The organism is Paraburkholderia aspalathi, assembly GCF_900116445.1.
GTDB lineage: Bacteria > Pseudomonadota > Gammaproteobacteria > Burkholderiales > Burkholderiaceae > Paraburkholderia > Paraburkholderia aspalathi.
In genome coordinates this window covers 52,530-65,797 of the sequence record NZ_FPBH01000011.1, presented here as the reverse complement: position 1 = coordinate 65,797, position 13,268 = coordinate 52,530, and the positions used below count along the sequence as shown (strand labels likewise).

The window sequence follows — 13,268 nt, the reverse complement described above, 5'->3', positions numbered from 1 at the left end:
ATCTCCAGAGGGCGGCAAGCGCCGGCCTGTTTCGAGGATCAACAATCAGTCTGGCAGGTTTTCGGCGGCTTTGCCGATGCCTGGGTGGCGGCAATCGCGCTGAATAAGGCGGCAAAAACCGCAGGTGCGGACCGCACCGCACCTGCAGCACAGTCCGGCGCAAAACTACCAGACCCAGCGTACGCCTGCGTCGCCCGTCACCGTTCTCTGGTGTGCGCCACCCAGATTCGTCACCCAGCCGAGCGTCGCGAACACGCTGCCCGATGTGCTGAATTTGCCGACCACGCCCGCGCCGAGTTGCGCCGCGGTTTGCCCGACAGTGCCCGGAATCACGGTCCCGCCGCCGAAGGTGACTTTGTCGTCGGAGCCGAATTCGCGTAGGAAACTAACGCGCAGATAGGGCCGCCAGGCAATCGCGAAGGCATCGAACTGAGCTTGCAGGCGCGCGCCGATTCGTCCGACGAAAGTATTGCCGCTGTTGAAGCCGACGCTCGATACGCCATCGTTGAAATCGGACAGCGAGAGGTGCTGCCACACGAGTTGCGCTTGCGGTTCGAGCGTGAGCCCCGCGCCGAGCGGAATCGGCAGACCGCCTTCGAGCGAGCCGGTCACTGCGTTGCCGTGCGTCGTCGTATTGAGGCCGTCGCGCGAATCCGGATCGACGGTCAACGAACTTCCCATCAGCACGGCGTCCGTGTACCAGCCGCTTGGGCCGATATGCGTCCAGTAGCCGCCGAGGCTGTACGCGTTGATCGCAAGGTGGCCTACCGCGAGATTGGGCATGCCGAGCGCGAAGCCGTCGACGTCGCCGGTGGCCCGCGCGAAACCGACAAACAAACCGTAGTGATTGCGCTGGCCGCTCGCGCTGCGATCCGCGTAAAGATCCTGCCCGGCCTGGATGCCATACACGGAGCCGTCGAATTGCGGACTTGCCGTGCCGTTCTGGCTCAGCACGCTATGGCCGCCCCACACGCGACCCCACGCGGCAGGCAATTTTCCGCTTTCGCTCAACAAGGCCTGATCGCCTTGCCGGTCATGAAACGTATCGATCTGCATCAGGCCGAGTTCACGCGCGACGCCGGGCGCTGCGGCGTAGACCGGCACTTCGACGCGATACAGCGGTATGGCGGCCGAGCCAGCGGGGGGCGCGGGCGGCAAGGGCGGCGTGCCCTCAGCCGCAATCGGCACGCCCGACGCGACAACGGGTGGTTCGCCAGGGGCGCCCGGCGTCGTGACCGGCGGCTGGCCGGGTACCGTTGCGGTCGGCAGCGGCGCAACCGTATTGCGCAGATACCAGTTGTCCGTCGTGCCGCTGCTCACACCGCCCTTGGCCAGATAGTAGGAATACGCGCCGGCCTTCACCGGTGCAGCCAGCGTAAAGGCGCTCGAGGCGGTGGTGGCGCCATTGGTCGCCTGAATCACCTGAATGCCGTCCGCTACTGTTTGTGCGCCTTGGCCGCCGACGTTCGTGACTTGCAAGTGCGTCGAACCAGTGGCCGTTCCGCCGCTCAGCACGAGGCGATCGGACGCCGCGCCGTCGCCGGCGACGACGGTGTTCAGGCCGATGGTGCCGTCCTGTCCGGTGTAGTTGCCCGCCACATTCAAGCGGTTGCCCACGCCGCCGGCGGCAGGACCGCCGATCTGCACGAGTCCGGCATTGACCAGCGAGCCGTTGATCGAGAACGCGCCGTTGCCTTCGCTGGCAAACGACGGCACTGCATTCGCCACCGCGAGCGTGCCGTTGTTCGTGACCGCGCCCGTCACGCTGCCATAGCCGCCGAGCGTCGCACCTGAGGCCACCGTGGTGGCGCCGCCGCCCGTCAGCGCGGCGCTGGCATGGGTGGCGTCGCCGATCGCGAGGGTGCCCGCCGCGACCGTGGTTGCGCCGCTATAGGTGCTCACGCCGGTCATCAGCAAGCTGCCACTGCCGGCTTTCGTCAACGCGCCGGTTCCGCTCACCGCCTGGGAGAGCGTGCTATCGAAGGATTGCGTATCGATCGTGCCGCCGCCCGCGGCCAACGTGATGGCACGCGTGGCGGCGAGGTCGAAACTTGTAGTCAATTGCAGGGTGCCGCTGTTGAACGTGAGGCCGCCCGTGTTCGCGCCGAGCGCGTTGTCCGCGCCGACGGCAATCGTGCCTTGATCGATCGTCGTGCCGCCCGAATAGGTGTTGCCGCTCGCCGCAGCCGGTGCAAGCGTCAACACGCCGGCACCGGTTTTATCCACTGCGCCGGTGCCGCTGATCGATCCCGTGTAGGTGCCCGCGCTATCCTGGGCAAACCGCACGAGTCCATTGTCGGTCACGGTGGAGGGCAGGTTCTGCGCAGTCGCCTGCAAGGTCGCGCCGCTATCGACGAGCGCCGTTGCGCTCGCGCCTAACGTGCCGGTGAGATTCAGCGTGCCGGTTTGCACATGTGCGAGCGTGAAGGTCCCGCTACCGGTCCAGTTCCACAGCGTGCCTTGCATCAGCAAGGTCTGAAAGTTGGTGAACGCATTCGACGCCGTGCCCGAGCCTTGCAAGGTCACCGTATTCGATCCTGCGCCACCATCGGCTGTGCCGTTGATCACCGATCCGGTTTGCAGAATCAGCGAATCGTTGCCGTTGCCCATCGTGATGGCCGTGCCGATACCGCTTTGCACAAGCCCTGCATTGATGATGGTGCTGTTGCCGTTGAGCGTGCGGATGCCGGAGCCGTTCTGGCTGATGATGCTGCCGCCCGCGAGGTTCTGGATCGTCGCTACGAAGCTCGATCCCGCGGTGTTGGAAAACACCGCATCCGAACCGCTGCCGCTCGCGCTGATCGTGCCGCTGTTGATCAACTGGTCGTTGTTGCCTTGCAGATAAGCGGTTGGACTGGCCGAGCCCGTGGTAGTCAACGTGCCGCTGTTGTTGATGGTGCCGCTGCCGCCCAGAATCGATGCCGCGCGCGCGTTGCTGCCCGAGGTCGTCACGCTGCCGCTGTTGATCAACGTGTTGTTCAACTGGCCGACGTTCGTTTGTCCCCACGCGGCCGTCATGCCGTAAGCGTTGGGACCGCTGGTGGTGATCGAGCCGCGATTGGTCAGCGTGTTGCCGCTGCCGTTGGCGGCCATGCCGTCGTTGAAGGCGCCGGTCGTGGTGATGACCGCGCCGCTCGCGTTGGTAATCTGATTGCCATTGCCCACGCCGAGCAATACCGCGCCGCGCACGGTGCCCGTGCCGCCGCCGCCCGTCAGTGTGAAGTTGCCGCTGCTGTTGATCGTGCTGTTGGCGTCGACGCTGAAGATAACCGGATTGGCGCTGCGCACGAAGCTGCCCGAGGCGGTGCTATCGGCATTGATCGTCACACCGGTGCTGCCGGTTTGCGCAATGACGGCGGCGATGCCGCTGCCCGTGCAGGTGACTGTCGTATTGCTCGGCGGCGCGGTATTGCTGCACGCGGCCATGGCTGAGGGGGTGAATGCCTTTGTGAGCAGCACGACGCTGCCGAGGCCGATTCCAAACGTTTTCTTCTTCTTCATACGCACGGTCCTTGTTAAAGGCACTGCACCATACGAGCGGAATGGTCCGACTTATACACGCCTTACCAAAACTTTCCAAACGTCCCCGACATAACATTACGAATATGTTGCGAATCGCCGACGCTTGACCGAGACCCGCATGGCGCCTCGCTCTTCGCAGGAGAAGGCATTTTTTCCGGACCGAAAAAGCGCTGCGGTAACTCCTGCGCGAACCGTAAGTGGTTTGAAACATTCGTTCGTCGGGCGGCGGATCAGGACGCGCGCCGGGTCCTGCCGAAATTTGCCGGGTGCAGTACCCTGTACGGCTCACCGATCCACGAATCCACGATGGAGTCTCGACGATGCGATACAACCAGTTAGGCCGTACCGGTGTGTTTGTTTCGGAGCTGTGCCTGGGCACGATGACCTTCGGCGGTGGCGGGGGCATCTGGAAGCAGATCGGCGATCTGCAGCAGGGGGACGCGGAGCGGCTGGTCGGCCGGGCGCTCGATGCGGGCATCAATTTCATCGACACGGCCGACGTTTATGCTGATGGCCTATCCGAACAGATCACCGGTCAGGCGTTGAAGAACCTGAAAGTGCCGCGCGACAAGGTTGTGGTCGCAACCAAAGTGTTCGGCCAGACGGCGGAGTTCCCGAATGCGCGTGGCGCCTCGCGTTACCACATCATCGACGGGATCAAGGCGAGCCTGAAGCGGCTGCAACTCGATCACGTCGACCTGTATCAGATCCACGGTTTCGATCCGGCCACGCCGATCGAAGAAACCGTGCGTGCGCTCGATACGCTGGTTCAGCATGGCCATGTGCGCTATGTCGGCGTGTCGAACTGGGCCGCATGGCAGATCGTGAAGGCGCTGGGCATTGCGGAGCGCCTCGGCCTCGCGCGCTTTGAATCGCTACAGGCGTATTACACGCTGGCGGGCCGCGACCTCGAACGCGAACTCGTGCCGATGCTGCACAGCGAAGGGCTTGGACTGATGGTGTGGAGTCCACTCGCGGGCGGCTTGCTGAGCGGCAAATATGGGCGCGAACAGCAGGGCGAGGCGGGCAGCCGTCGCACGACATTCGATTTCCCGCCGGTCAATCGCGAGCGCGCTTATGACTGTATCGACGTGATGCGCGATATCGCGGAGACGAAGAAAGTGTCGGTGGCGCAGATCGCGCTTGCGTGGCTGCTGCATCAACGCGTGGTGAGCTCGGTGATCGTCGGCGCGAAGAAAGTCGAGCAACTCGATGACAACATCGCCGCCACGAGCGTCACGTTGACCGCCGATGAGCTTGCGAAGCTCGATAAGGTCAGCACGCTGCCGGCTGAGTACCCGGGCTGGATGCTGGAACGTCAGGGCGACGTGCGCCGCAAGCAGCTTGAAGAGGCGCGTCATCCGGCGTAACGCTAGCTGCAAGTCGCGGCGTGCGCGGCTTGCGTTGCACGCCGGATAGCTCGTGGGTGAGTGGTGCAGCGGCGTGCCGTCACGTCGCTACACCACGTTCCTCACGCTGCCGGCTTGCCGTCCGCCTGATAAGCGGCGACGGCGTCCATCGTGCGTGCCGAGTACACCATGGTGGCGCCCGCGTTCATCGCGACCGCCACGCCGAGCGCTTCGGCGATCTCTTCACGTGTCGCGCCGTGTTTCAGCGCTTCGGCGGTATGCACGGTGATACAGCCGTCGCATCGCAAGCTCACGGCCACCGCGAGCGAAATCAGTTCGCGTGTCTTCGCGCCCAGAAGGTCGGCCTTCTGGCCCGCGCTCGACATCGTTTGATAGGCCTTCACCGTATCCGGCGACAGTTTGGCGATCTCGCCGATGCGGCCGAACAGTTCCTTGCGGTAATCGATCCAGTTCAACATGACAGTGCTCCTTTGTTTGCCAGGCTCCGGCGGGTGCCGGTGTCGTTAGGCAAAGTATTGCGCGGCACCGCGATATCCTGAATACTCGATTCGCTCAACTTTTAGCGCGACCGTCTCATGGATACGCTCAGCCGACTGATCGACCTCGCCCGGCCGCAAGCCAGCCTCGATCTGCGTTGCCTGCTCACGGGGGGCTTCGACATCGATCACACGCCAATGGAGGCGGGCATTGCACCGTTTCATCTGGTGCTGGACGGCGAATGCGTCGTCGAGACTGCGGGTGGCGCGCAGGTTGCGCTGCAGGCGGGCGATTTCATGCTGTTCCCGCGTGGCGCCGCGCATCGGGTGCGTGATATCGGGCGGACAGTTGCCACCGCGCCGCTGACGTTGAGTCATGACGGCATGCTGCCGTTGCGCCGCAATGACGAGCGCAATGACGAGGACGAGGGCGGCGCCGATCTCGATCTGCTATGCGGCCGGTTCGTCTACGCGCCCGGTTCCTCGGCGTTGCTGCTCAACGCGTTGCCCGACCCATTTCATGTGTCGCTCGGCAGCGTGCAAACGCTCGGCGCGTTGCAGACGGTGATTGCATTGATGCGAACCGAAGCGGAGCAACGTCAGCCCGGCGCGCTCGCGATCGTCACCGCATTGAGCCACGCGCTATTCGCAATGGCCTTGCGCGTGCACGGCGAACAGAATGCATCGACTGCAGGCGTGTTGGCACTGCTGGCAGATGCGCGTCTGGGCGCGTCCGTACAGGGCATGTTGAGCGCCCCCGAACGGGCTTGGACGATTGCCGAACTGGGCGAACGCGCGGCGATGTCCCGCGCGACTTACGCACGCCATTTCAACGAGCGTGCGGGTATGACGGTGATGGATTTCCTCACGCAGATTCGTATGACGATCGCGTGCGATCTGCTGCTGCGCACGCAGCGCAGCGCCGCGGAGATCGGTGAGGCCGTGGGGTATCAATCGGAAGCCGCCTTCGGCAAGGCGTTTCAGCAGAGCGTCGGCGCGACGCCGGGACGTTACCGGCGTCAGCCGCAAGAGAACGATCAGAAGTCCGGCTAGGCTTTGTCGGGTCGGCCGAACCAGTGCTTCTCTATCCTTGACATGATCAAGGTCACGAGCAGTGCGCAGACGGTGCCTAACGTGACCTCGCCGAGGCGCAGCAAGGCCCTGTCCCACGGCGAACCGACGCCCGGCACCAGCAGCATGATCGTCGCCGTAATGCCACCCAGACGCGCGGCGCTGCCCACGTTCACGACCCAGCAAATCAGAATCGCCGCGCCAACGGTGGCCGCGTAAGCGGCGAGATAGCCGCCGCCGAGGGTTGCGCCGATGAGCCCGCAGACGGCCCCGACCATCGCGCCGATGAACTGATCGCGCGACAGATTGCGGGTGTCGATATAACTGTGCTGGCTGACCGCAATCGCCGTAATCGCGGCCCAGAAGGCTTGCTCTGTGTGCAGCCAACGGCCGATTACGAAGGCGAGGCTGCCGCCGGCCACTGCCTGCGCGGCCATCACACTGCCTTCGGCCAGCCGGTCGCCCAGCGGCAGCGCCTTGAGAAAAGCAAACAGCGAATTGGCGGCGTTCGTCCGCGCTTCACGTCTTGATTCGTCGGGAGCGGTCATCGAATGGGGGGAGCTTGTTGCAGCACGAGGGACTCGTATTCTAGCGAGGTCCACGGCGGACATCGTGGTTTTCGCTGCTGCGCAGGCTGTGGTACCAGCTCATCAGAGGCGTAGCCGAGACGCCGTGAATCACGACCGAAGCCGCAACGACCGCCAGCGTGAGCGGCACCAGCGGCACGACGTCGGATGCCACGCTGTGTTCGAGTGCATACGCCAGGTAGTAAAACGAACCGATTCCGCGGATGCCGAACCAGCTGATCAAACGCCGCTGCGCTGGCGTCGCGCTCGACCCCAGCAGCGACAATTCCACCGACGCCGGCCGTACGAGCACGAACAGCGCAACCGTGAGCGCGACCGTCTGCCAGGTGAAAAGCGGTGCTTGCAGCGTGGCGAGCACATTGCCCACCATCGCCATCACCGCCACCTCCGCGATGCGTTCTAGTTCGATCGTGAAGCCCATCACCGACTCCGTCATATACGCATGGGCTTTGCTCGGATTTGCCGCGGTTGCTTCGACGTCTTCGGAATCGACCGTACCGATCGCCTCGCGAGGTGACGCGCCGCCGCTCGCGCGATGCTCGGCGCGGCGCATCGCGACGCCCGCGGCAAACACCGCCAGAAAGCCATACGTATGCGCGAGTTGCGCGGCGCCAAACGAGAGTTCGATCAGGCCCAACGCGAAGAAGCCCTCGAGACCGAGGGCCTGCGCATGGCGCGTACGCAGCCAGGTGACCGCATGTGTTGTCACCCAGCCGAGCAGGCCGCCGATCGCGATTGCGCCGGCCACGCCCCAAACGATGCTGCCGGCGAGCCGGAAACTCAGCACGTCGGTGACTGGAGCGGCAGGCGCCGCGCATATCGCGAGGCCGAGCATGACGAAGGGGAGCGCGACGCCGTCGTTCAGGCCGCCTTCGCCGGAGAGCGCGAAGCGCAGCAGGTCGTGGTCGCCGGGATTGTGCACCTGGACGTCATGAGCGAGTACCGGATCGGTCGGGGCGAGGATCGCCGCGAGCAGCAGGGACGGGCCCCAGCCAAGATGCAATACGTAGACGCCGAACAGCGTGAGCAGCGGAATAGTCGCCAGCATGGCGAGGAAGCCGAGGCGCAGCGGTACGGTCCAGAGCTTCTCGAATACGCCGAGCCGCAAACGCAGCCCGATGGCGAACAGCGACACCAGCAGCGCGACTTCGGTGACGGTTCGCAGCAAATGTGCATCGGCGACGATATCGAGGCGCAACAGGTCGATGCCGGACGGCCCGAGGGCGTAGCCGATCGCGAGGTAGAACATGGCGGCGCTAACGGGCAGGCGCCGCAGCGTCGTCGCTGCCACGCCCATAAACACGAGCACGGCGCCGACGATGAGAAACCACAGTGTTTCGTGCATGAGGATCCGGTTGGGGCCGGCATGCAGGTGACGCATGCGCGGCCGGCACATCAAGGTAGATGCGGCTCGAAGCAAGGAGCCGCATCTGCCCGCGACCTGTGTGCGAACGACAGGATTTACAACGGGATCTACAGCTTCAACCCGCCGGCCTCCGGTGCATCAGACGACCCCGTCGGAATGTCACCGGCACCCAGATCGTCGCGCCGGTCATACGGGTCGCGTCCCCAGTAGGGCTCGCTGCCGTAGTACTGATGTACGGACGTGGCCCATGTCTGGTCTGCCATGGCGGGCCAGTGGTCCTTGTCGAACCCCGGTGCGTTTTTCACGCGCTCGGCGGTCATGTCGAGGACGAAGCACTTCTCTTGTGTATCGAGCGTGAGGGCGCGCCAGGGAATCGCCAGCAGTTTGTCGCCGATGCCGAGAAAGCCGCCGCTTGATAGCACCGCATAGGCGATACGACCCGAGCCGACGTCGAGCATGATGTCCTTGACCTTGCCGATGTCTTCGCCATCGCTGCTAATCACCTTGTTGCCATCCAGGGTGGCCGCGGCCATGACTTCCGGGCCGGGACCGTCTGCAGTCGCGCTGCCTTTGCCGACGATACGTGCGCCTTGGCCCTGCCGCGTGCCGCCTTGGGTCTGTGTCTGGTTGAGCATGATGTTTCTCCTTACCGGTTCGATGTGTGGAGAGAACTGAGCAATCGGCGTTCCTTCGATTCGCAGCAGCGCGGCATAGCCCTTGCTGCGGCTTTGGCCAACAGCATGAGTGCCAGTGCCCAGCTCGAGCGGCAGAAGCACGGATTGGACAAGCTCGCGCTGCAAGCGGCAAACGCCGTCCATTCACTTAGGGAGACTTCGATGAACTATTCAAAAGCATTGCTGGTGTCGGCATTGGTCGCGATGTCGAGCGTCGCTTTCGCGCAAGCGGGCGGCAACGGTAACGGCGGCGCGGGCGGAGGCGGATCCGCTGGCTCGAGCAACAACGCCGCACATGATGCGGCATCCGCAGGGTCGACTTCGGGGGCAATGAGTGCCAGTGGCTCGAAAACGCATCACATGTCGAAGTCGAAGGCGAAGACCAAGAAGCCAATGAGCGATTCGACCAATACGCCGGGTGCGGACGCGGGCAGCGGCACGAACGGCCAATAACGCAGGCGATGAACATCAATGATGGCAGGCGAATCCGCGCTCGCGTCATGCAGTTGCGGATTCACCTGACCGATGACGGAGGAGAAAGATGAAACAGCTATCCAGACAAAGCGCGGGCAAGCAGGTGCTGATCGTGGCAGCGGTGGTGTTATTGACCGCGGCCGCAGGCTGCAAACGGTCCGATAACGGCAGCGCGGATACGTCTACTGCCGCCAGTTCCGCGCTGGCCAGCAGCGGCGTGATGAACGGCAACGCGGCCACCGGCAGTACTGCAGATACGAGCAGCGGCGCGGCGGCGGCTGCCGCCACCGAAGCGGCGAGTAGGTCGGGCGCAGCCTCAGCGGCCTCCGGCGCCAGTCAATAAGAGCTTGGTCGGAGATCCGAACCTCAGTTTTGCTCAGCGAGCCGCCTGCTTGGCGTCACGCGATGCCGTGACCTCGCGCGACGCGGCCGACCGCCGTGCGGTTTGCGTGCCGGTCTTCGCCGCAGCGTTTTTGCGCGCCACCACGCGAGATTTTTTCAACAGACTGGTCAAGGAGCCGTTGATGCTGTCCGTCACCGCCGTCTCCCGCATCTTGCGGCCCTTGGCGCCGGCCGTGCGTGCCAGCTTTGCCGCACGTTTCTCCGCATGGGCAAGCAGCGTGGCAAATGCCACTTCGTCCACTCTCAATCCACGGCGTGCCTGGCCGGGTGGCAAGCTCTGCAATTCGGCCGCCTCGAACGCGCTGATCACCATAGGGTGGATGTAGCAGCGCCGGCAAACCGCGGGCGTATTGCGCAATAGCGCCGCCACATCCTTGACCGTCGCAACGATATGGCGGCGCGCCTCCGTAGCGCTGCTGCACACCAGCCGCCGTAGCGCGGCCAAGGCATAGACGCTGCCGGCCCACGTTCGGTAGTCCTTCGCGGTGAAGTCGGCATCGCTCGCGCGGCGCAGGTAGTCGTTGATGTCGGCCGACCCTATCGTGCGGCGCGTGCCGTCTTCGTCGAGGTACTGAAACAGGTCGTGGCCCGGCAGTTCGGCGCAGCGGCGCACGATGCGTTTGATGCGCGGATTGTCCACCGTCACGTCATGCTCGATGCCGCTTTTGCCGCGAAATTTGAAGCGCAATTGGCCCGCTTCGATCTTCACATGCTTCTTGCGCAGTGTCGTCAAACCGTACGACTGATTCTCGCGCGCGTATTCCACACTGCCGATGCGGATCAGCGTCGTGTCGAGCAACTGCACGATCGCCGCGATGACCTTGTCGCACGGCATGCCCGGCAGCTTCAGGTCGCGAGCGACGCGTGCGCGGATTTTCGGTAACGCGCGGCCGAACTCGGCCATGCGTTCGTATTTGTCGGCGTCGCGTGTCTCGCGCCAGCGTGGGTGATACCGGTATTGCTTGCGGCCGCGTGCGTCTCGGCCCGTCGCCTGGATATGGCCGCGCGCGTCGGGACAGATCCAGACGTCTTCGTAAGCGGGTGGAATGGCGAGGGCACTGATGCGTTTGATTTCCTCTTCATCGTCGATGCGCTTGCCGCTCAGGTCGATGTAGATGAAGCCGTCTTTTTCACGCTTGCGTGTGTAGCCGGGCTTGCTGTCGTCGGCATGGCGCAGGCCCGGCGGCAGGTCGGCGGGAGCGGCTCGTTGCGCGGCGGTTTCGTCCGCGCGTCCGGCGCGCTCCGTGCGGCGTTGCATCGGTTGGGTCGTGGCAGCCATGGTTGCAGGTAGAAGTTTCAAGCATGAAGCGCGTATGCGCCGATGACTGGCCGCGAGCAAAAGCGATGCCCGCCGCGCGCTTTGCGCATGGTGGCGTGCGTGGGCGGAACAGTCCTTACGCACCTTGCTACCGGTGCTGAAGGCGGCGGTCAGGCATGGGCACGTCTTTTGCTGACTACGGACGTAACGAACGGACAGAGACAAGGGACGCAGAAGCGGTTCTGAAATACCGCGGTCTCATCGCTCAGCCCGCTTCGGTAGACAGGTCGACCAGGGAGAAAACGTATGAAATTCCGATATTCCGTACAAGTGATGGCTTTTGCGCTGGGGCTTGGCGCAGCGTCGATCGGGCCTGCATACGCACAAGCCAGTGACGCCCCCGCTAGCGCTGCGCCGGTGAGCGGCACAAAGCTCTCGCCTGCAGACCAGCAGTTCGTGCAGGATGCCTCACAGGCCGACGCCACCGAAATCGCGGCAAGCAGAATCGCACTCAAGAATTCGAGCGATCCGCACGTCAAGAAATTCGCGCAGCAAATGATCGCCGACCATACGAAACTCTCGCACGGCATGGCCGCAATCGTCGCGAAGAAGGGGCTTGCGACGACGCCGTCCGCCGATTCGGCGCTGGTCGGAAAACTGCAGACGCTCAAGGGCAACGAATTCGATCAGGCCTACGTCGAGCAGATCGGTGTGGAAGCGCATCAGCGAGCGGTCGACCTGTTCCAGCAGGAGAGCCAGAGCGGCACCGACTCACAACTGAAGGCCGCCGCCGCGCACGCGCTGCCGACGATCAAACATCACCTCGCGATGGCGCAGCAACTGGCCGGTTCAATGAAGGGTTCGTCATGAACGCGATCCTGCCCCGGCCGGCCTATGAGGACTCCCTTATGCAGATCACTTTTCCCGACGACAAGCCGCTCTTCGACGGAGCGAATCTGACTGTGCGCTTCATGGCGCGCGTCGACGGCGAAGCGGTTGTGTGCGCGATTACGGCCGAGGCGCTGGAAGATCATTTCGGCGCCGATTCCGCGCTCGAATCCGCCCTGATGGCCGCTTTCGACAAGGGGCGCAATCGTATCCGCTCGGTTTGCGCAGAAGCACTCGACCAGAACGCCGGTGAAGGCGTAGTGTTGCATAGTGGACTGTTCAGAGTGGAAGGCATGGAGCCCGATCGCGGCACCGCCGCGTAGTCCGGGCATACGCCTACCTCCCGCGTGTATTTTTGCAGCGCAGCGCGATGCCGTGTGGCGGCAGGGTCCGCAAAACGCGTTTCAACGATGTAAGGAGGCCTTATGTCACTCATCGTCGCAGCACGGTTTACGACTTTCCCCGCCGCCGAAGATGCGGCGCAAAAGCTCTTCAACGCAGGTTTCGTCGAAGAAGACGTCACGCTGTTTTTTGTCAATCCGCGTGGCCAGCACGCGCGTTATCCGATCGGCGGCGATACCGGCACCGATCCGGGGGCGAGAGAAGCCCCGAAGGGCGCCGGCATGGGCGTGACGATCGGCGCGGTAGTGGGCGCTGTGGTCGGCGTCGGGATTTTCGCGGCGTTTTCGGCGCCGATTCTCGTCTCGCTGATCGCGGCCGGCGTCGGCGCATACATAGGCTCCCTCGCCGGTGCGATGGCGCGCACGCGCGAAGGCGGCGAGGCCGGCCACCACCATTTGCGCTTCCATCAGGAAATGCGCGACTCCGGCGTGCTGGTTGCCGTGCATGTATCGCCCGACAATCAGTTCGACGCGGCTAAGGTATTGCGCGAAGCAGGGGGCCTCGCGATCGAACGCGCGAGCGGGCGCTGGCAGCAAGGGCGCTGGGCCGACTTCGATCCGCTCAAAACGCCCGAACCGCTCAACGAATTCGGCGAATTCAGCGAACGGCATGCCTGAGTGAAGCAATAAATGAGGCAATAAATGAGGCAATAAGTGAGGCGATCGCTTTCGTTTGAGTGGAGACGCTGCAAACAACAGAATGGCCCGGCAAATGTCGGGCCGTTTTGCATTCATGCCGGGGGGTATTCGCGAGCCGGGCACGCCTCATGCGCATAGAC

General features: G+C 63.9%; 13 protein-coding genes. 7 read left to right on the top strand and 6 right to left on the bottom strand.

Annotated features, from left to right (window positions below; all coding sequences use genetic code 11):
- Positions 1 to 165 precede the first annotated feature (165 nt).
- Positions 166 to 3,501: an autotransporter outer membrane beta-barrel domain-containing protein gene (locus BM438_RS18290; protein ID WP_093635868.1), complete on the bottom strand. Its 3,336-nt coding sequence runs from the start codon at positions 3,499 to 3,501 to the stop codon at positions 166 to 168.
- A 341-nt stretch (positions 3,502 to 3,842) separates the two neighbouring features.
- On the opposite strand from BM438_RS18290, the gene BM438_RS18285 reads away from it, so the two are divergent.
- Positions 3,843 to 4,892, top strand: a complete 1,050-nt coding sequence (locus tag BM438_RS18285; protein WP_093635865.1) for an aldo/keto reductase — start codon at positions 3,843 to 3,845, stop codon at positions 4,890 to 4,892.
- Positions 4,893 to 4,993: 101 nt separating this feature from the next.
- Here the strand turns inward: BM438_RS18285 and BM438_RS18280 are convergent, their stop codons facing one another.
- Positions 4,994 to 5,350 carry a carboxymuconolactone decarboxylase family protein gene (locus BM438_RS18280; RefSeq protein ID WP_093635862.1) on the bottom strand — a complete coding sequence of 119 codons (357 nt, stop codon included), beginning with the start codon at positions 5,348 to 5,350 and terminating at the stop codon, positions 4,994 to 4,996.
- 117 nt (positions 5,351 to 5,467) lie between these two features.
- On the opposite strand from BM438_RS18280, the gene BM438_RS18275 reads away from it, so the two are divergent.
- Complete coding sequence (locus BM438_RS18275; RefSeq protein WP_093635859.1) at positions 5,468 to 6,421, top strand: AraC family transcriptional regulator; 954 nt, start codon at positions 5,468 to 5,470, stop codon at positions 6,419 to 6,421.
- Here BM438_RS18275 and BM438_RS18270 read toward each other — a convergent pair.
- The 3 genes from BM438_RS18270 to BM438_RS18260 form a co-directional block, all read right to left on the bottom strand.
- Entirely contained in the window at positions 6,418 to 6,987 is a 570-nt protein-coding gene (locus BM438_RS18270) for an FUSC family protein (RefSeq protein WP_093635857.1), read from the bottom strand. The genes BM438_RS18275 and BM438_RS18270 overlap by 4 nt on opposite strands.
- Positions 6,988 to 7,027: 40 nt before the next feature.
- Positions 7,028 to 8,371, bottom strand: a complete 1,344-nt coding sequence (locus tag BM438_RS18265) for a cation:proton antiporter (protein ID WP_093636151.1) — start codon at positions 8,369 to 8,371, stop codon at positions 7,028 to 7,030.
- 128 nt (positions 8,372 to 8,499) lie between these two features.
- Positions 8,500 to 9,027 carry a PRC-barrel domain-containing protein gene (locus tag BM438_RS18260; protein ID WP_093636149.1) on the bottom strand — a complete coding sequence of 176 codons (528 nt, stop codon included), beginning with the start codon at positions 9,025 to 9,027 and terminating at the stop codon, positions 8,500 to 8,502.
- Positions 9,028 to 9,228: 201 nt separating this feature from the next.
- On the opposite strand from BM438_RS18260, the gene BM438_RS18255 reads away from it, so the two are divergent.
- Together BM438_RS18255 and BM438_RS18250 are read left to right on the top strand one after the other, a co-directional pair.
- Positions 9,229 to 9,519 (top strand): hypothetical protein, encoded by a 291-nt coding sequence (locus tag BM438_RS18255; protein WP_093635855.1) that lies wholly within the window; start codon positions 9,229 to 9,231, stop codon positions 9,517 to 9,519.
- An 88-nt stretch (positions 9,520 to 9,607) separates the two neighbouring features.
- On the top strand, positions 9,608 to 9,883 hold the full coding sequence (locus BM438_RS18250; protein WP_093635853.1) for a hypothetical protein: 276 nt from the start codon (positions 9,608 to 9,610) through the stop codon (positions 9,881 to 9,883).
- Between the two features lie 33 nt (positions 9,884 to 9,916).
- Here the strand turns inward: BM438_RS18250 and BM438_RS18245 are convergent, their stop codons facing one another.
- Positions 9,917 to 11,200, bottom strand: a complete 1,284-nt coding sequence (locus BM438_RS18245; protein WP_244179393.1) for a DNA topoisomerase IB — start codon at positions 11,198 to 11,200, stop codon at positions 9,917 to 9,919.
- Between the two features lie 306 nt (positions 11,201 to 11,506).
- Here BM438_RS18245 and BM438_RS18240 point away from each other — a divergent pair, with 306 nt between their 5' ends.
- From BM438_RS18240 to BM438_RS18230, 3 genes are all read left to right on the top strand, one after another.
- Positions 11,507 to 12,070: a DUF4142 domain-containing protein gene (locus BM438_RS18240; protein WP_093635849.1), complete on the top strand. Its 564-nt coding sequence runs from the start codon at positions 11,507 to 11,509 to the stop codon at positions 12,068 to 12,070.
- Positions 12,067 to 12,411, top strand: coding sequence for a DUF1488 family protein (locus tag BM438_RS18235; RefSeq protein WP_093635847.1), 345 nt, complete (start codon positions 12,067 to 12,069; stop codon positions 12,409 to 12,411). The genes BM438_RS18240 and BM438_RS18235 overlap by 4 nt, the downstream gene beginning before the upstream one ends.
- A 102-nt stretch (positions 12,412 to 12,513) precedes the next feature.
- Positions 12,514 to 13,107: a hypothetical protein gene (locus BM438_RS18230; RefSeq protein WP_093635845.1), complete on the top strand. Its 594-nt coding sequence runs from the start codon at positions 12,514 to 12,516 to the stop codon at positions 13,105 to 13,107.
- Positions 13,108 to 13,268 lie beyond the last annotated feature (161 nt).